At 42.6% G+C, this 17553-nt stretch carries 13 protein-coding genes and 1 tRNA gene; 4 read left to right on the plus strand and 10 right to left on the minus strand.

Annotation, left to right across the window (positions count from 1 at the left end):
• Positions 1 to 242 precede the first annotated feature (242 nt).
• From ACTTKA_RS10305 to rpoN, 5 genes are all read right to left on the minus strand, one after another.
• A tRNA-Met gene (locus ACTTKA_RS10305) sits at positions 243 to 316 on the minus strand.
• Between the two features lie 959 nt (positions 317 to 1275).
• Positions 1276 to 3039 (minus strand): (E)-4-hydroxy-3-methylbut-2-enyl-diphosphate synthase, encoded by a 1764-nt coding sequence (gene ispG, locus ACTTKA_RS10310; RefSeq protein ID WP_442724969.1) that lies wholly within the window; start codon positions 3037 to 3039, stop codon positions 1276 to 1278.
• Positions 3036 to 3542 (minus strand): 5-(carboxyamino)imidazole ribonucleotide mutase, encoded by a 507-nt coding sequence (gene purE / locus ACTTKA_RS10315; protein WP_442715005.1) that lies wholly within the window; start codon positions 3540 to 3542, stop codon positions 3036 to 3038. The genes ispG and purE overlap by 4 nt, the downstream gene beginning before the upstream one ends.
• A 6-nt stretch (positions 3543 to 3548) precedes the next feature.
• Entirely contained in the window at positions 3549 to 3926 is a 378-nt protein-coding gene (gene gcvH, locus ACTTKA_RS10320) for a glycine cleavage system protein GcvH (protein WP_075588960.1), read from the minus strand.
• 80 nt (positions 3927 to 4006) lie between these two features.
• Entirely contained in the window at positions 4007 to 5464 is a 1458-nt protein-coding gene (rpoN, locus tag ACTTKA_RS10325) for an RNA polymerase factor sigma-54 (RefSeq protein ID WP_442724979.1), read from the minus strand.
• Between the two features lie 118 nt (positions 5465 to 5582).
• On the opposite strand from rpoN, the gene ACTTKA_RS10330 reads away from it, so the two are divergent.
• From ACTTKA_RS10330 to ACTTKA_RS10345, 4 genes are all read left to right on the plus strand, one after another.
• Entirely contained in the window at positions 5583 to 6497 is a 915-nt protein-coding gene (locus tag ACTTKA_RS10330) for a ribonuclease Z (protein ID WP_442724970.1), read from the plus strand.
• Between the two features lie 955 nt (positions 6498 to 7452).
• The gene (locus ACTTKA_RS10335) at positions 7453 to 7845 is read left to right on the plus strand and encodes a hypothetical protein (protein WP_442724971.1); all 393 of its coding nucleotides are present in this window, start codon (positions 7453 to 7455) and stop codon (positions 7843 to 7845) included.
• Positions 7846 to 7847: 2 nt separating this feature from the next.
• Positions 7848 to 9650 (plus strand): M43 family zinc metalloprotease, encoded by a 1803-nt coding sequence (locus ACTTKA_RS10340; RefSeq protein WP_442724972.1) that lies wholly within the window; start codon positions 7848 to 7850, stop codon positions 9648 to 9650.
• A 237-nt stretch (positions 9651 to 9887) separates the two neighbouring features.
• Positions 9888 to 10400 carry a hypothetical protein gene (locus tag ACTTKA_RS10345; RefSeq protein ID WP_442724973.1) on the plus strand — a complete coding sequence of 171 codons (513 nt, stop codon included), beginning with the start codon at positions 9888 to 9890 and terminating at the stop codon, positions 10398 to 10400.
• 512 nt (positions 10401 to 10912) lie between these two features.
• Here the strand turns inward: ACTTKA_RS10345 and dtd are convergent.
• The 5 genes from dtd to ACTTKA_RS10370 all read right to left on the minus strand — a co-directional run bounded on the left by dtd (position 10913) and on the right by ACTTKA_RS10370 (position 16934).
• Positions 10913 to 11359: a D-aminoacyl-tRNA deacylase gene (gene dtd / locus ACTTKA_RS10350; RefSeq protein ID WP_442724974.1), complete on the minus strand. Its 447-nt coding sequence runs from the start codon at positions 11357 to 11359 to the stop codon at positions 10913 to 10915.
• A gap of 30 nt (positions 11360 to 11389) precedes the next feature.
• The gene (uvrC, locus tag ACTTKA_RS10355; protein WP_442724975.1) at positions 11390 to 13195 is read right to left on the minus strand and encodes an excinuclease ABC subunit UvrC; all 1806 of its coding nucleotides are present in this window, start codon (positions 13193 to 13195) and stop codon (positions 11390 to 11392) included.
• A gap of 44 nt (positions 13196 to 13239) precedes the next feature.
• Entirely contained in the window at positions 13240 to 15117 is a 1878-nt protein-coding gene (gene mnmG, locus ACTTKA_RS10360; protein ID WP_442724976.1) for a tRNA uridine-5-carboxymethylaminomethyl(34) synthesis enzyme MnmG, read from the minus strand.
• A 100-nt stretch (positions 15118 to 15217) separates the two neighbouring features.
• Complete coding sequence (locus ACTTKA_RS10365; protein WP_442724977.1) at positions 15218 to 16315, minus strand: glycosyltransferase family 9 protein; 1098 nt, start codon at positions 16313 to 16315, stop codon at positions 15218 to 15220.
• A 10-nt stretch (positions 16316 to 16325) separates the two neighbouring features.
• Positions 16326 to 16934: a DUF4254 domain-containing protein gene (locus ACTTKA_RS10370; protein ID WP_442724978.1), complete on the minus strand. Its 609-nt coding sequence runs from the start codon at positions 16932 to 16934 to the stop codon at positions 16326 to 16328.
• Between the last annotated feature and the right edge of the window lie 619 nt (positions 16935 to 17553).

The following is a 17553-nucleotide window of genomic DNA, read 5'->3' on the forward strand; positions in this document are numbered from 1 at the left end:
GCGAGAATCAAACTAAAGAGACTATACCCGTCAATTAATAGATAACATAACACTAATTCAACAATGCCTCATTTTTTAATGAATTTAGCGACAACATAATTAAACAGATACAATACAGAATCAACGAAAGACCAAGATACAAACCCAATTTCTATTCCCCAAAAGAAATCTTTTTCTCAAATTTGAAGCATTTTCTAGTTGTTGAAACTATAAATGACCGTCAGGCCGAATAATAAGAAAAGTAGCGAGACCCGGGATTGAACCGGGGACCTCATGATTATGAATCATGCGCTCTAACCAGCTGAGCTATCTCGCCATCGTTGAAAAACGATGCAAAGATAATAAAAAAAACAATTATCCGCAATTGAATGATACTTTTTTCGGGTGTAGTTCCAACTAGTGAATGCAACTTTTTGTTTCAAATTTAAGAAAAAGATTTATAGGTGTCCGATAAAACTAGAAAAGCAATAAATATTGTCCTCTCAGTCCTTATAAATAGTACCTTCATATTCTCTTCTCAAAAAGTAAGCCCCTCTTATGGCTGATATAGCTTTTTTTAGCGGACGGCCGTTGCAGAGAACGAATATAAGCTCTATAAATGTACAGAATCTCTTCTTCTGTTTGGTTCTCAAGCCTTAGAAATGAAAATAGAGGTACGTGTATATGCTTAATTCGGCTATTTTTAGCGGACAGTCGATGAGTTATACTAAAAATCGCTTACTTTTCGCAAAAACAATCCGGAACACCTGTTTATGGACATTGCGGAGGGGCAAATTGGGACAGTCAGAAGTTTACCGGACGCCAATAATTTCTTTTGAGAATAACTTTTATCGGACAGCAATGTTAACTTATACTAAACCACATGAGCAAAATTGATACGGAGTTCATCTCCAACCGCAGCCATGTCTCTGTCGGTAGCATAAAACAGGTAGTCTATGAACATAGGTACTTTCGGGGGCTTCTTTCCGAAAGCCTGCTACCAGGCCAGCTTGGCATTCTTCACGCTTTGACTGTTGTTCTCGATGGCTGTGTGTACCGATTCCATGTCCGAGCAATCATTATGGGCTTACGACTACGTCCGGGACGGATCTCAAACCCCTTGACGCCTTACGCCTCAAAACGCTTTACTTATGAATTGACTGAGATATGGGTCATATATGTCTGTCACCCTATTGAACTTGATGTCATTCATACCCAATAATTTCAAGAGGATTGCTCCGCAACACATGCAAAAAGCATAACCCTTGCCTTTACACCGAATGGATTTGATGTTGCTTATTCATCGGTGCGCTGTTCGTTTTCGGCAATTAAGTTGAGCAATCGCTCTACGGCTTCTTCTTCAGGAATATTCTTGAGTACACACGTTTTCCCCTTATACAGACTGATCCGACCACGTCCCGCACCGACATAGCCGTAATCCGCATCAGCCATCTCACCGGGCCCATTGACGATACATCCCATGATACCGATCTTCAACCCCGTTAAGTGGGATGTCGCCGCCTTGATACGGGCGATGGTTGTTTGCAGATTATAAAGTGTCCGTCCACATCCGGGGCATGATATATATTCCGTACGGCTGATTCGGGCACGTGCAGCTTGCAGGATACCGAAAGCAAGGCGATCAGTCACCGAAGCATCAAATCCATCACTCGTAATCATAACCCCGTTACCGATTCCATCGATAAGCAGTACCCCGAGATCGGCCGCCGCTTTGATCTGAAGGTTTTCGAGATCGGTCTCCTTATAATGACGATGCAGGATAAGCGGCGTTTGAGATTGGGCTTCTTTAAGACGAAGGACAGCTGCACGCGCCTCGTTGACCCCGTCGGCCGAGAGCTCTTTCAAGATCAGGACAACAGCCTCCTGCCTCTTGACTTCTTGAATAAATGCTGGGGTAAGATCGGCGACGGTAACTTCCATTAAACGGACATGGCTCGGCTTCAGAGTTTCGCCTGCGCGATAGATATTCGATTCGTGTACAGACGGTGTGTCATTATCTTCGGAAGATACCCAAAAATAATCCGGCCTATCGACTGTTGAAATCGCAAGATCATCCGGTTTCCGGCATGAAATAACAACAGGAAGATGTTCTCCACCGATGATTTCGACGGCCTTCGTCTCCCTCATATAATCCGTGACCGCACCTTGATAGGTTGAGGGCATATCGGTGAATTCGACCTCTCTGCAGGCCTCAATATGATGTACCAGCTTCCGTGCGACGGGTATTTCGGCTTCGGGAGGCTCACTGAGCGATACACGGATCGTATCGCCGATACCGTCGATCAGCAACGCCCCGATGCCTGTGGCGCTTTTGATGCGTCCGTCTTCATCGTTACCGGCCTCGGTCACCCCCAAATGCAATGGATAATACATATCTTCGGCTTCCATCATGCGCACGAGAAGTCGTACGGTACGCACCATAACGACCGTATTCGAAGCCTTGACGGAAAGTACGACATCGTTGAAATGCTCCTCTTTACAAATGCGGAGAAACTCCATACATGAGGCAACCATACCCTCGGGCGTATCGCCATAACGATTCATGATACGATCCGAAAGAGAGCCGTGATTGACACCGATGCGGATAGCCGTGCGATGTTTTCGGCATAGACGGAGAAAAGGAATAAAGCGGTCGCGAATCTTTTGAAGCCCGGCTGCATATTCTTCGTCCGTATAATCTACGCTTCGAAATTTACGTACCCCATCTACATAGTTACCGGGATTAATTCGGACTTTCTCGACATGAACAGCAGCCACCTCGGCTGCTTTAGGATTAAAATGAATATCGGCCACGAGAGGTGTTTCACACCCCTTTTCGTGCAATTTGCTGCGGATAAGACCCAGATTATGAGCCTCCCGCTCACCTTGCGCCGTGAAGCGTATGTATTCGGCACCCGCTTCGGCCATACGGAGAGCCTGAGCCACGGCAGCATCCGTATCCATGGTCGAAACATCGGCCATGGACTGGATGCGAACAGGATTGGTTCCTCCGAGCGGAGTATTCCCGATCGTTACAACCGATGTGTGGCGGCGTTTCAATTCGTTTTATATTTGAACTTCACAGCGGCCAACTCTTCATTGGCCTTGACGATCTTCTTCTTCAAATCCTCCTTATAAGCTGTCAGGCGAGAGCTCAACTTCTCATCGCCAAGCGCAAGTATCTGTACAGCCAGAATAGCAGCATTCTGTGCTCCGTTGATGCCTACTGTCGCGACGGGAATACCGGGTGGCATTTGTACGATAGCTAATAATGCGTCCATACCGTCCAACGAAGCATTGATGGGTACGCCGATAACGGGTAACGTTGTCATAGAAGCAATCACGCCGCAGAGGTGTGCCGCCATACCGGCAGCTGCAATAATGACTTTGATTCCGCGTCCGACGGCATTTTTGGCAAACCGTTCCACCTCTTCGGGAGTACGGTGGGCCGAGAGAGCATTCATCTCGAACGGGATTTCCATCTCGTCAAGGAATTGCGCCGCCTTATTCATCACGGGCAAGTCTGACGTACTGCCCATGATGATACTTACAACCGGTTTCATACCTGTTTATCCGATAAAATTCTGATAATCGGCAGCAGAAAGCAGAGATTCCGCTTTGCTTACGTCGTCCGGTTTAATTTTTACGATCCACCCTTTGCCATACGGATCTTCATTGATCAACTCCGGTTTATCTTCGAGTTCGGAATTGACTTCGAGAATCTCGCCACATACAGGCATCAACAGGTCCGAAACGGTTTTTACGGCTTCGATAGAGCCGAACGCCTCTTCCTGAGCTACATGCTCGCCTTCGGTGGGAATGTCAACATAGACGATTTCGCCCAGCTCTTTCTGTGCATAATCGGTAATACCTACATAGGCGCAGTCGCCCTCAATACGGATCCATTCATGATCCTTGGTGTACTTTAATTCTGTCGGGAAATTCATGATTCTAATTTTTTATGGGTTAATATTATTCCGCGACAAAGATAAAAAACTTTCCGATAACCGTAATGGAACGATCTGTTTTAAATTTCTTTTCGGAGCCGGGCTACAGGGATTCCCATTTGCTCTCGATATTTGGCCACGGTACGGCGTGCCAACCGATAGCCTTTCTCTTTCAGAAGGACTGAAAGCGCATCGTCGGTAACAGGATTCTGTTTATCTTCCGCATCGATGGTTTCGCGCATAATTTGCTTGATTTCACGTGTAGATATTTCTTCACCGCTATCGTTACGAGCTGATTCGGAAAAGAAGTACTTCAGCGGGAAAATCCCGAAGTTCGTTTGTACGTACTTACTGTTGCTGACACGCGAGATGGTCGAGATATCGTATCCTGCACGTTCGGCTACGTCTTTCAGAATCATTGGCCGGAGCTTCGCTTCATCGCCGGTGAGGAAAAAATCGTTTTGCAATACGACGATCGCTTCCATAGTACGCTGTAACGTTTCTTGACGTTGCCGAACAGCATTAATAAACCACTGTGCAGCATCGAGTTTCTGTTTAACAAACTGAACAGCATTGCGCATCTCCGGGCTGCGGTTCGTCTTGTTGCCGGCATAATCGCGAAACATATCGCTGTATTCACGGCTGATGCGCAAGTCGGGCACGTCTCGCTGATTCATACTCAGCGTCAGTTCACCGTTGTGATTTTCGACGATGAAATCGGGTGTGATTTCGTTCATGGCACTCTCGGAAGATTCGTTCCAGCCGTTGCCGGGCTTGGGGTTAAGTGCCGTTATTTCATGTAAAACGGCTCGCAAGGTTTCGTCGTCTATATTCAAGGCCCGCTGAATCTTGTCGTAATGCTTCCGTATAAAAGCTTCAAAATGAAAATCAATGATTTCTGCGGCCTGACGGGTGTAAGGCGTCTGTTCTTTTTTCTCGAGCTGGATACGCAAACATTCCTGCAAGTTGCGCGCTCCGATACCGATGGGTTCGAAATCCTGAATGACTTTCAAGGTTGGTTCGATATCGGATTCGTTCACATCTACCCCTGCCTTAAACATCAGATCGTCTGCAATGGCCGACAGTTCGCGACGCAAATAACCGTCGTCATCAATATTCCCTATGATGTATTCGCCTATTTTCTTTTCTTTCTCGGTCAGATTCCGAAGACTGAGTTGTTCGACAAGGAAGTCATGGAGTGAAGGGCCGGCAGAAAAAGGAATGTCTTCGCGTCGTTCGTTTGTGCCGTTCATTACACGGAGCTGGTAATCGGGAATATCATCTTCGGTAAGATAGTCGCCAAGGGTTAAATCGGTCTCGTTTTCCGGGCTTTCATATATGGTTTCATCTGCCTCGGCACCATCGGTTTCACCATCCGACAAGGGTTCGCGTCCTTCTTCAAGTGCCGGATTTTCTTCAAGCTCCTGCCGGATGCGTTCTTCCATTTCGATGGCCGGCAATTCGAGCATGCGGATAATCTGAATTTGCTGGGGTGAAAGACGTTGTTGTAAACTTTGTTGTAACTGCTGTTTCTGCATAAAAAGCATCTGAAAACGTATGTGCAAAGGTAGTGCAAAAAAAAGAAACGGGGAAAGAACAACGAGAAGAAAGCAGAAAATATACGTACCTTTGCGGCTCATGAACAGAGAGAAAAATATGATACGTTTCGATGTGACCTTACTGGGATGCGGTTCGGCGACACCGACCCTGCGTCACGAGGCAACCGCTCAAGTCGTAAATCTGTACGATAAACTGTATATGATTGACTGTGGAGAAGGAGCACAGCTACAAATGAGGAGGATGCATATCCGATTCAATCGTCTGACCCATATTTTTATTTCCCATCTGCACGGCGATCATTGTTTCGGACTGCCCGGATTACTTTCAACACTCGGTATGTTGGGACGCAAAGGCGAGTTAGTGATTCACGGGCCTCATGCCCTCGGTGATTTTATTCGCCCTGTTCTCGCCTTATTTTGCAAAGAAATGGGATACACCGTACGGCTAAACCTGATTGATCCCCAAAAGCATGCACTGGTGATGGAAGATCGTTCGCTCAGTGTCTGGTCTATTCCGCTAAAGCATCGCATACCTACGTGCGGCTACCTTTTTGCCGAGAAACCTCGCGAAGCTCATCTGATACGTGAAATGATCGATTTTTACCAAGTGCCTGTCAAAGCATTGAGGGGTATCAAGCAGGGAGAAAATTTTATAACACCCGAAGGGGTAACCGTTCCTCATACGCGACTGACACGACCGGCACAACCGCCGAGGCGTTACGCGTTCTGTTCGGATACAGCCTTTGAACCGTCTATTGTTCCTTATATCGAAGGAGTGGACTGCTTATATCATGAAGCAACGTTTATGGATAGTGAATTGGCACGCGCCAGAGAAACGTTTCATTCTACAGCCCGTCAAGCCGCGGAAATTGCCCGTATGGCAGGTGCAAAAAAACTCGTAATAGGACATTATTCAGCTCGCTACGAAGATATTAACCCATTACTTGGAGAAGCTCAAGCCATTTTTTCGAACACCATTGCAGGTCAGGAAGGCATGATTGTCCAAGTTTGACACAACGACCCGTTAAAGAACAACATTCCTGCGATCACAGAGAGCGATTCCTTTTAAAAATATCGCTAAACAAAACACAATTAAACATTAAAAACAGCCCTTTGGGCGTTGAGTTGTTGAGCTGTTGAGATGTTTTGACTGTTGGCTGAAAGCCGGCTGCTAAATGACCATTAACAACTGACAATTTGAAAAGAAGCCCCGCAGGGGCGCGTTAATTCAGCCCAATGTGTAATCTGATCCGAACGCAAATAAGCCAAATGAAAACGTGTGGCAGCTGAATACTGACGAACCATTAAACCCAAATTACGCGATACACTGTTCGGCGTTTACCATTAATAATGGATGTGCGAATGTACGACAATGGTTACGTCAGGCTTACAGCCCTCCCAACGGAGATATTGCTTTTTCCCCAACGCTTCGCTTCCGCTCTTCCCCCTTTGAAGGGGTAACATCCCCCTTCGCTTCGCTCTTCCCCCCTTTGAAGGGGGGGAGGGGGGATGTTCCTCTGCGTTCGGTCTTTTGTCATTCAGAGCGAAGCGATGAATCTCCTCCTTTTCCCCGCGAGATTCCTCACTACGTTCGGAATGACAAAGGGGGATCTAAATCAATATTCATTCAGGCTTACAGCCCTCAAAAAAACAAAACAGGGGAATCAATACCCCACCCTTGCGGAATGGGGCTGAAATAAAACGGGCTTTCAGCCCTTGGTTGGAATATGGTTAACGGTTATTTTCCGGGCACAAAAAAAATATCCAAAAAACAGACAAAATATTTGCATATGATCAAAAAAATATTTATACCTTTGTCGTACATAACAAAAAATATAAGACCATGGAAATAACAACCGATACTCCACCTGACAAGCCGATGCGCCTCGCAAACCGCACCGGAGGCGCAGCGTAAAAGAAATATCCGGAACGCGAAAACATGTATCAATTTTTAAAAACAGAAAAACATGAAGACAAAAATTATTTTATGGATAGGCGCCCTGCTTTTGCTGATGGTAGGAATGGGGTGCGAGAAAAAAAGCTCCGAGGAAGAAAGTCACATCTCTTGTCCATGCGAATGTGTGGAAGAGAAGATTCCGATTGTAACCCTTAAGAATGAAAATGCCCATTTTCGATATATAAAAAGGCGAAATGATTTTGCTTTGGAAATAGAGAATAAAGAGCTTGTACGTGGACTTTATCTTATCCCCCGCGGATGTGATATTCCTAAAAAATACAAGGAAGATGGCCTCCCCGTTATAATCAGTGGAGAAGTCTTTGATTGTAGCGAATATATCAAGCCGTGGATTAAACGGGATCCTGTTTACTTTATTAAATTATCAACTATAAAAAAGAAATGATCATGAAAAAAATAATTTTATCCATATTGGCTTCTGCATTATGGATCAATGGCTATTCACAACGGACATGTGGTTCTGAGTTGAATATGGAACAAATCCGGCGGACAGAACCGTTAAAATACCAGCGGATAACGGATTGGGAAAATCAAATAAAATTACATTCTCGTAGTGTGCCTTCTTCCACAATTCTGATTCCGGTTGTAGTACATGTAGTATACAACAATGCAGCGCAAAACATCAGTGATGCTCAGATCCATTCTCAGATACAAGTATTGAACGAAGACTTTCAAAGAAGAAATGCAGACAAAGTAAATACGCCTTCAGCATTTTCGAGTGTTGCCGGAAATGCAAATGTTGAGTTCAAGCTGGCAAAAATAGACCCGAATGGAAATCCTACGGAAGGTATTACACGAACACAGACCTCAGTGTCAGCTTTTTCTGATAATGATAACGTAAAATTCTCCGATATGGGCGGATGCAATGCATGGAATACAAAACGTTATTTGAATATCTGGGTCTGTAATTTAGGCGATGATCTTTTAGGCTATGCCCAGTTTCCATTTGAATTTCAAACAAAACCCAATACAGATGGAGTCGTGATTCACTACAAACACTTCGGGAGAGATGGCAGTGCTGAATCTCCCTATGATAAAGGCAGGACAGCGACGCATGAAGTAGGGCATTGGTTAGACCTACGTCATATTTGGGGAGATGATGGGGGCAGTTGCTCTGGTACTGACAATATTGCAGATACACCGAATCAAGGAGGGTATAATGAAGGATGTCCTTCGTTCCCTAAAACAGATCATTGTACAAACACATCACCCGGGGTTATGTTTATGAATTATATGGATTACACGTATGATGCCTGTATGAATTTGTTTACAAAGGGACAAGTAGAGCGTATGAGATCGTTATTTGATACTCAAATAGGTATCAGACGTGAAATGCAGATTTATGCCAATCTACTAACGACTCCACTTTCCATCTCCGGCCCTTCAAGTTTTTATAATGAAGCGACTTATACAATAGAGAACTTACCTGTGGGTTCGTCCGTACAATGGTCATCAAGCAGTAACTGTTTACGGTTGATCTCAGGACAGGGAACGGCAACGGCTACTTTTAAAGCTATATTCAATACATCGGCTGTCATCACGGCCACTGTCAGTGGGCTGACTTCAACATCGCTGTCGACCGGCACTATTACTGCTAATGCGTCGTACAACAGCGATATTTCATTCGACGTTTGGAATAATTCGAGTGGCGGATATATAGGAAATACTGCTACGGGTACCAGTGGTCTCTGTCCGAATACGACTTACCACTTCAGTCTGGTAAATAATTCGGGCTGTGCCATAAATGATCCGGAATGGACGGTTTCCCCGTATTGGACAATTCATTATAAAACAGAAAACATGATCTCCATTAATACAAACCAAGCCGCGGGCGGATGGATTTCATTAAAGGCACGCACCTGCTGTGGTACATCCGGTACGGTATGCTCGGCGACATTGGGATCTTCTTCAGACTGCCCTAACTACCCCTTCACCCTCTCCCCGAACCCGGCAACGGACGAAGTGACCTTGCAGCTGATGGAGACGGATGAAGTCAGCGGATTAAGCGTGCTCTCGACCGACAGAAGCGCTTACGAAATCCAGCTCTGGAGCGGTATGACGATGCTGCGCTCGTTCCGGACGAATGAGCCGACATTCCAAATCCCGATGGCCGGACTGCCGGCAGGATTGTACTTCGTGCGCGTCGTCAAAGACGGACAGACGTATACACAGAAGTTGATTAAGAAGTGAGAGAAAAGTGAAAAACGAAAAGTGAAAAGTGAAAAGTGAAAAGTGAAGAGTGAAAAGTGAAGAGTGAAAAGTGAAAAGTGAAGAGTGAAAAATGAAGCCCGAAGGACTTTTCGTTTTTCGTTCTTCGTTTTTCACTTTCCCATAACCATTAATTCATCCCTTGCGGACACGAAAGAAAGGAGCAGAACGGAGAAGAGCCGCATGTCAGAGAGTTGAACGTGATAAAAGTTTGTGTATATGGCTATTGATAATATTATTTCCGTTTCCTTCTCGGACGAAGACGTCGAGAAGATGAACGCCGCCATCCGCATGCTGAACGAGGTGATGGAGGGTAAGGCCGTGAACCTTACGCCCGAAGAACGTCGTCAGTACGGCAGCATTGCCGACCGCAACAAGCTTCTGGTAGACAAGGCCAAGTTCTACATGGAAAAGGCGCCGCAAACCATGCCGCGCACCATCGACAAGGCCGAATTCGACCGCGACTACGCCGCACGCGCCCGGATCGAAGCGCCGCTTCGAGAACTGACGATCGTGGCCGAAAAGTTGCGCGATACGAAGACGCTGCTCGATTTCGATAACCTCCAGAATACCCTCGCGTATTATCGCTACGTGAAGTATCTGGCCTCTGAGAACGAACCGGGCACCACGTCGATCTATCAGGACATGAAGCAGCATTATCATGGCGGCCGCAAACCGGACGAAGAACCGGATGTTCCCACTCCGCCTGCCGGAGGCGAAACGACACCGTAAGTCGCACAGATACGTTCGGGACGTATATCCGATACGTTCCGAACGTCATTCAGGGAGGTTCCGAACCTGATTCCGATACGTTCCGAACCCCATTTAATACCCCTCCGAACCCTATTTAAGGTATTTCCGAAATACATTTCGGGTATTTCCGAACCTGATTTGGGTACGTTCCAAACTACCCGTCGACAGGTGTCGAACTACCCTCCGACACGTTCCGAACTACCCGTCGACAAGTTCCGAAGCACCCATCAATACGTTCCGGACGTATCGAAATATCTCTCCGAACCACCCGAAATCAGGTTCTGAACCGGTCATAATTTATTTCCGAACAGTATTAAATATCCCTCCGGACGTACCCAAATACCCCTCGGAATATACCTGAATACCGTGCCGAAGCAGGCTGAGAATTTTAAACGTATATAAAAGGTCAACCGGATTTGTTTTTAAGTAGATCGAGAAAGGTTATGCTTAGAATCGGACTTCCATCCCCTACTCCATCCGATGAAATCGTATCAATCTTTTGTATCAACAATGATGGTTACAGGACCATCGTTCAACAAATAAACTTTCATATCCGCACCGAAAATACCCGTTTTTACTTCACGACCTAACTGCATTTCTACTTCCTTGCAAAACGACTCGTACAATGGAATCGCAATATCCGGTTTCGCGGCACGAATATACGACGGACGATTCCCTTTTTTTGTCGAAGCATATAAAGTAAACTGACTGACGATTAAAATTTCTCCACCGATTTCAAGTACAGAGCGATTCATAACACCTTTATCGTCGTCGAAAATTCTCATATTTACGATCTTTTTCGCCATCCGGACAATTTCCTTATCTGTATCCGAATCTTCAAAACCCACCAAAATCAGTAGACCTTTACGAATCTCGGATCGTACCGCTCCATCAATCGCAACCGACGCGTGTTGTACGCGTTGTATGACTGTTCTCATATTACAAAAATTAAATTCTCCTGCTTATATTTATTCCGGTTTTTTCAAACCGTTTATTAAGATACCCGCCTTACTCTCTCCTATCAGTTCAATGAGTTCGTCCATCGGAGCTTCCTTAATCCGTTTTACACTCTTATACTTTTTCAATAACGTCTCTTTCGTCTTTTCTCCGATACCTTTAATCTCATCCAACTCCGAAATAATTTGCTTTTTACTTCGCATCTTCCGATGAAACGTAATACCGAACCGATGGGCTTCGTCGCGGAGATGTTGAATGACTTTCAGCGTTTCCGAATTTTTATCGAGTATAAGCGGTATCGGATCGCCCGGATAAAAAATCTCTTCCAATCGTTTTGCCAATCCTACAATCGATATTTTATCTAATAAATTCAATTGCCGAAGCACTTCTGTTGCTGCATTCAACTGTCCCTTTCCTCCATCGATAACAATCAACTGCGGAAGAGGCAGACCTTCTTCCAACAGTCGTGTGTAACGACGCGTAACAACTTCCGTCATCGAAGCGAAATCATCGGGACCTACAACCGTCTTTATATGAAAATGACGATAATCCTTCTTCGACGGTTTCCCTTTTTTAAATACGACGCAAGCCGCAACAGGATTCGTACCTTGTATATTCGAGTTATCGAAACATTCTATCTGCATCGGCAGAACAGGTAAATGTAAGTCCTTTTGAATCGCAGTTAACAGACGGGTCGATCGCTGTTCGGGATTAAACTTATCCGAACGTTTCAATTTATCAATCTTATATTGCTTTACATTTTGAACAGACAAATCAAGTAATTTCTTCTTATCTCCTCGTTGTGGAACCGTAAAAATAATACGTTTTGAAAATACACCTTCAGGCATAAAAGGAACGATTATTTCGGAAGCATTACTTTGAAATCTCTCTCTCATTTCCACAATACCCAAACCTAAAAGTTCCTCTTTCGGTTCATCAAGTTTTTTCCGATACTCAATCGTATATACCTGCACAATGGCTCCGTTTCCTATATGCATATAATTAATATAGACGGATTGTTCGCTTTCATCCAACGAAAATACATCTACATTATGCAACATGGGAACAACCGTCGACTTCGACCGAAAATTTTCAATCAAATCATATTGATATTTGATTTCCTGAGCTTCTTCAAAACGCATTTCCTCCGAAAGTTTTCGCATCCGATTTAGAAGAAGCGAGCTTACGCGTGAACTGTTTCCTTTTAGTATTTCCTTTATCTCGGAAATATTCCGATTATATTCTTCTATATTTTGTAGTCCGACGCAAGGAGCCTTGCATCGTTTAATATGATATTCGAGACAAACTTTATACCTTCCCGAAGCAATGGATTCGGGAGTCAAAGCATGTTTGCATGTCCGGATCGGATACAATTCTTTTATCAGTTGCAGCATGATCTTCGCAGTATAAGCAGACGCATACGGACCGAAATACAAAGAACCGTCCCTTATAATATTTCTTGTCTGAAATATACGTGGAAAATATTCGTTTTTGATCACAATGGAAGGATACGTTTTATCGTCCTTTAATAAAACATTGTAACGCGGACGATACTGTTTGATTAAGTTATTTTCGAGTAACAGGGCATCTTCTTCCGAATCTACTACAATATATTTTAAATCATAAATATGTTTGACTAAAACACGAGTTTTATTATTTTCATGCTCTTTCTGAAAATAAGAAGAAACTCGTTTGCGTAAATTCTTCGCTTTCCCTACATAAATAATCGTTCCTTTACGATCGAAATATTGATAACATCCCGGCTTCTCAGGTATAGTGGAAAGAATTTTTAATATGTAGCTAAGCCTGTCATCCATTCTTCTTTTATAAAAAACCACGTTCCACGTGGAACATTTCTATATTATCTACCCAATAATACCAAAAGAATATTGACGTCGCTCGGAGATATTCCGGGAATACGATTTGCCTGTGCAATTGTTTCCGGATTTATTTTATGTAATTTTTGGCGAGCCTCCGTCGAAAGAGATTGAATCGATAAATAATCAAACTTATCTTTGATACGAATATTTTCCAATCGAGAGACTTTACTTACAATCTGTCTTTCTCGCTGGATATATCCGCTATACTTTATCCTGATCTCAGCCGCTTCTAAAATTTCATCCCGACGAGAAATTGGAATCGCATCTGTCAACTGATTAAACTCCGGTATCACTTCTTTGATATCGGAAAATGAAACTTGAGGTCGAGTTAATATATCGGCCAGCTTATAAGCATGAGGAATAGGAGCCGTCCCTAAAGAAGTTAATGTAGTATTAATTTGAACAGGTGTAACGGAAAAAGAATGAATAAACTCCGTGATCCGATCAATCATTTCTTTCTTCTTTTTTAATAAACCATAACGATAAGTATCGGCAAGTCCTAATTGATAACCTCGTTCGGTAAGACGCATATCCGCATCGTCCTGACGCAAAAGAATCCGATACTCTGCACGCGAAGTAAACATACGATACGGTTCATCTACTCCTTTTGTCACCAGATCATCTATCAATACTCCAATATATGCCTCATCACGATTTAAAACAAACGTATCATCACCATGACAACGAAGATGTGCATTAATACCTGCTACTATCCCCTGCCCCGCCGCTTCTTCATAACCGGTAGTTCCGTTAATCTGACCGGCAAAAAACAGATGTGAAATTTTTTTTGTCTCTAAAGTATGTAATAACTGCGTAGGATCAAAGAAATCATATTCGATCGCATACCCCGGACGATATAATTGAATATCACGAAAAGGCGATATTTTTTGTAAAGCCTTCAACTGAATATCGAAAGGAAGAGATGAAGAAAATCCATTCAGATAATATTCCTGTGTCGATTCACCTTCGGGTTCCAAAAATAATTGATGCTGTATTTTATCGGCAAAAGTGACGATTTTAGTTTCAATACTCGGACAATAACGAGGACCTATACTTTGTATCTGTCCATTATACAGAGGTGATTCCGATAATCCTTTACGTAAGACATTGTGACACTCTTCATTCGTATATAAAGTCCAGCAGCTTAATTGTTTAAGTTCTCTTTCGACATTGTCTAAATAAGAAAATTTACGAAAATCATTTTCGCCCGGTTGTTCGGTAAGTTCTTCAAAATAAATACTTCGAGCATCTATTCGTACAGGAGTACCTGTTTTCATCCGATCCGAAATAAAACCGAGCGAAATCAACTGTTCCGTTAATCCTCTTACAGCCGGTTCCGAAATTCGTCCTCCCGAAAATTGTACACGACCGACATGTATCAATCCATTCAAAAAAGTGCCGTTCGTCAAAACAACTGAATTTGCTTGAAATTCGATTCCAAAAGTCGTCTTTACACCGCAAACACGATTACCATCTAAAAGCAATTCACTGACGGTATCTTGCCATATCCACAAATTAGGAAGATTCTCAAGAATCTCACGCCAAGCCTGAATAAATTTTACCCGATCATTCTGTGCACGAGGACTCCACATGGCAGGTCCCTTACTCCGGTTCAACATTCTAAACTGAATAGCCGTACGATCGGTTACAATCCCCATAAAACCTCCCAAAGCATCGATCTCACGAACAATCTGCCCCTTCGCAATTCCACCTACGGCAGGATTACAGCTCATCTGGGCAATCTTATTCATATCCATAGTAATCAGTAACGTGCGCGAACCTAAATTCGCAGCTGCAGCTGCAGCTTCACAGCCCGCATGACCTGCTCCCACTACTATCACATCATAATCGAATCTCATCTACCACTTAGCTTCATTAAAAAGAGGTGCAAAGATAATCAAAGACATACACAAATAAAAAACTCTTCAAAAAATGTAGTTTTAGTGAATAAGTAAACATTTAAAAAAACTTATTCACAACTCTGCCGCTTGATTCAGCAGAGAGAAGATAAGCACTTAACATTTCGTTGAGTCCTTCCCAAACACGTTCAGTCGTCAATAATTCAAAACGTTCTTCTTTTGTCATCGTTCCGTCATCAGGAAGAATATCATCCGAGCTTATACCTTGAAAACGTACATGATGTCCCGGAAGCCAAAGCGTTTTACTTATTCCGGGAGGATAAACAGCAAAAGAAGGAACATCCAAGGCTTGCGCAATATGTCGCAAGCCTCCTTCGTTTCCAAAAAAGAAATCGCAAAGCGAAGTAAGCGCACGTAATTCCTGAAGTGAACTCGCTTTCACATTCATAAAAATATGAGAATCTTTGCCTAAATCTTCGTATAATCGATTACAAATCTGTTTCTCACGTTCACCGACATAATTAAAAATGATCTGTGGATGATACGTATCAATCATTCTTTCAATAACCAGCTTCATACGTTCCATATTCCAGCCTTTCCCAACAATACGGGTAGCGACTGCCATAAGAACTACAGGACGCTTAAAATCGATCCCTTGACGCTCCATATAAGAACGATAAACAGCCTTTTCTTCATCGGGAACAAACAAACTAAACGAAGTTTCATATTTTACATCGGTAATCTTCTTCAAAGGTTCCAACAATCTTAAATTAGATTGTACCATATCCAACGAACTATCATCCCGATTAGGTACTCGATAATTATTCAGAAAAAGACTATACGCTTTTTTCGTTCCTATACGAAAAGGAGTATGTAACGAAAAAAGGCTGAAAAAAAGAGTTTTAACCGTAGCACGCATATCAATAATCACATCGTAATGCGTATCACGCATCAAACGATAGACACGTTTTAAATACTTAGGTAAGTTATAGTTTTCTTTGTCACTAAAAGTAATAATCCGATCTATATCCGGATGCCCTTCATACAAAGAAGCTATATTATCATTCAAAACAAAATCGACCTGAACTCCGGGAAATGTTTTTTTCAAACTCTTACATACCGAAACAGCCAGAACAGAGTCTCCCACTCGTCGAAAACGGATTACCAATACTCTTTTAACCTCAATTCGTGGTTTCATTTTCGAAGCTTTACTTCTTACCGTATAACACAGGATTAAGCGAGGGATCGTTGTACATTTTCATTTGCTTGTATACTTTCATATATTTCCGTCCTTCGCTGATATCGTTCAATAACTGATCTAATGCCGTTGAAAGGTCTTTTTTCTGTTCAAGCAATACATCCAGTTTCCGTCGGCAGGAATCAAGATGATTAGCCTCAGCATCCATACGGTTTGCTTCAGCTTTCATGTGATAAATCTTCAATACCAAAATCGAAAGACGATCAATTGCCCATGCAGGACTTTCAGTATTAATAGTCGCATCAGGTAAAACATGTACATCTTTATATTTATCAAGGAAATAACTATCAATACGTTCGACTAAATCCGTACGATCCTGATTAGATTTATCAATACGCCGTTTGATAACCAGAGCTTTGGAAGGATCTATATTCGGATCTCGAATAATATCTTCAAGATGCCACTGTACGGCATCAATCCAATTTTTCAAATAAAGATAACATTCAATTTTTTCTTGCGGATAAGGGTTTCGAATCATGGCATCAACGTCATCTGTCAAGTGGTAATCGTTCGTAGCCTGTTCAAAAATCGGATAACACAGTTCACTGAAATGTTCCATAAAAATAAATTTTAAAGTCGGCAAATATACGCAACTCTTTCCGATATACCAATTCCCTATTTTAAATTACAACACGAATCAAAGAAAGGTTTCAACTATTTTTTATGGGCATATATATCAGATTAATTTTTTAGAATTTAAAATGATGTAGATAATAGGCTGTTTAAAGTGTTGAAATTTTCTTCAATGATTTTTTGTATTTCATTTTTTCAAATAAACGAATCATTTTTTGAGTAAGATATAAACAGGATAAGTTATTTATAAATAGTATTTAGAGGTAGTTTATAAACAAAGTTTGAAAACTTTTTCAGGGGATATTTTAATATGGTAAAAATTATTTTTTTGTGGATTTCATCGTTTGAAAAATACATAAAAGAATTCCTGTATTTTTTTCGGAAGATGAAATTTGAACCCTATTTAAAAACCTAATGGATTATTCAAATTTTTTTTTCAGTTTTTATAAACAACTTTTTTCTGAGTTTTCAGCTTACTTTTTCAGAGAAAATATATGAAAAAATCCCTCGGAAATAGGAAAGAGTTTCCGAGGGAGGAATATCTGTAAATTGACTTTGTTGCAACGGTAGTCAAGAGGGTATTTTTCTTTTCTGCCGTTACGCAG

It is taken from the genome of Tannerella sp., from assembly GCF_052170195.1.
Taxonomy (GTDB): domain Bacteria; phylum Bacteroidota; class Bacteroidia; order Bacteroidales; family Tannerellaceae; genus Tannerella.

Excerpts from the sequence above, each read along its gene's own strand:
- purE (WP_442715005.1), bottom strand. The coding sequence starts at position 3,542 with ATGAAACCGGTTGTAAGTATCATCATGGGCAGTACGTCAGACTTGCCC.
- gcvH (WP_075588960.1), bottom strand. The coding sequence starts at position 3,926 with ATGAATTTCCCGACAGAATTAAAGTACACCAAGGATCATGAATGGATC.
- rpoN (WP_442724979.1), bottom strand. The coding sequence starts at position 5,464 with ATGCAGAAACAGCAGTTACAACAAAGTTTACAACAACGTCTTTCACCC.
- ACTTKA_RS10330 (WP_442724970.1), top strand. The coding sequence starts at position 5,583 with ATGATACGTTTCGATGTGACCTTACTGGGATGCGGTTCGGCGACACCG.
- ACTTKA_RS10335 (WP_442724971.1), top strand. The coding sequence starts at position 7,453 with ATGAAGACAAAAATTATTTTATGGATAGGCGCCCTGCTTTTGCTGATG.
- ACTTKA_RS10340 (WP_442724972.1), top strand. The coding sequence starts at position 7,848 with ATGAAAAAAATAATTTTATCCATATTGGCTTCTGCATTATGGATCAAT.
- ACTTKA_RS10345 (WP_442724973.1), top strand. The coding sequence starts at position 9,888 with ATGGCTATTGATAATATTATTTCCGTTTCCTTCTCGGACGAAGACGTC.
- dtd (WP_442724974.1), bottom strand. The coding sequence starts at position 11,359 with ATGAGAACAGTCATACAACGCGTACAACACGCGTCGGTTGCGATTGAT.
- uvrC (WP_442724975.1), bottom strand. The coding sequence starts at position 13,195 with ATGGATGACAGGCTTAGCTACATATTAAAAATTCTTTCCACTATACCT.
- mnmG (WP_442724976.1), bottom strand. The coding sequence starts at position 15,117 with ATGAGATTCGATTATGATGTGATAGTAGTGGGAGCAGGTCATGCGGGC.
- ACTTKA_RS10365 (WP_442724977.1), bottom strand. The coding sequence starts at position 16,315 with ATGAAACCACGAATTGAGGTTAAAAGAGTATTGGTAATCCGTTTTCGA.
- ACTTKA_RS10370 (WP_442724978.1), bottom strand. The coding sequence starts at position 16,934 with ATGGAACATTTCAGTGAACTGTGTTATCCGATTTTTGAACAGGCTACG.